The 1,367-nt window shown below is 51.7% G+C and carries 1 protein-coding gene; it reads right to left on the bottom strand.

Translation table 11 applies throughout. The features are described from left to right. On the bottom strand, positions 1–1,220 hold a 1,220-nt coding region (locus tag ACTHUE_RS19175; RefSeq protein WP_440424187.1), incomplete at its 3' end, for an alanine/glycine:cation symporter family protein. Between the last annotated feature and the right edge of the window lie 147 nt (positions 1,221–1,367).

Raw genomic sequence — 1,367 nt, 5'->3', positions numbered from 1 at the left:
GAAGAAACATAACCAACGCGGTACAAACCGGCAAACTTCTCGCCGAAGACGTAAACCGCGCATTTCTCGCCGTAATAACACCAGCCGAGAATGGTTGAGTAGGCAAAGAAAATCAGGCCGATGGTGACAATCCAGCCGCCGATACCGGGCAGCATTTTTTGGAAAGTGACGGTTGTCAGCGCCGCGCCGCTCAATTCAGGTTTGACAAACTCGCCACCTGCGCCGAGCAGACCCATGACCAACACGATACCGGTAATCGAGCAGACAACGATGGTATCCAAAAAAGTACCGGTCATGGAAACCAAAGCCTGGCGGACGGGGTGGTCGGTTTTCGCGGCGGCGGCGGCAATCGGCGCAGAACCCATACCTGCCTCGTTGGAGAACACGCCGCGCGCCACGCCGTAGCGGATGACCGTACCGATGGCGCCGCCTGCCACGGCTTGCGCGCTAAACGCATCGGAGAAAATCAGTTTGACGGCGGGCATCAATACATCGGAATTAATCACGATAATGGCAATACCGCCTACTACATAAAACACTGCCATGGCAGGCACGATAAAGGACGCGGCTTTGGCGATGCCCTTAATGCCGCCCAAAAGTACAATGGCCGTTAATACGGTCAATATCACGCCTGTGTAGGCAGGTTCGACACCGAAGCTGGTTTGCACTGCCTGCGCAACCGAGTTGGACTGCACCGAGCTGCCGATACCGAAGGAAGCAAATGTGCCGAACAGCGCAAATGCGACGGCCATCCATTTCCAGTTTTTGCCCAAGCCTTTTTCGATGTAATACATCGGGCCGCCGGACATTTCGCCTTTGGAATTGGTGACGCGGTATTTCACCGCCAACACGCCCTCGCCGTATTTGGTGGCCATACCGAAAATGGCGGTCATCCACATCCAAAATACCGCGCCCGGGCCGCCGGTTACCACCGCAGTCGCCACACCGGCAATGTTACCCGTACCGATGGTGGCAGACAGCGCGGTCATCAACGCCGCAAAATGGGAAATATCGCCTTCGTGGTCTTCGCCGTTTTCATGCTTCTTTGACGGCACAAACGCCTGTTTCAGAGCATAACCCAACATGGTGAACTGCAAGCCTTTCAGCAAAACGGTCAGCAAAATGCCCGTACCAACCAGCAGCATCAACATAATAGGTCCCCAGACCCAGCCGCTGATGGTTTCGAAAAAGGCTTTAAGATTGTCTAAAAACAATTGCATGGCTTTCTCCTTTGTCTGTTTTATTTTTTTATGCACTACTTTTTGTAGTGTCATGTAATTTCAGCACAGAATATTCAATAAGACAATATCTTTCTTTTTAAAAAGATTTTTGAGGTTTTACCCTAAAAAGATATCTATTTAGACCGG

This window comes from Neisseria sp. P0021.S005 (assembly GCF_051956955.1).
This window is presented reverse-complemented; position numbering and strand designations above follow the sequence as displayed.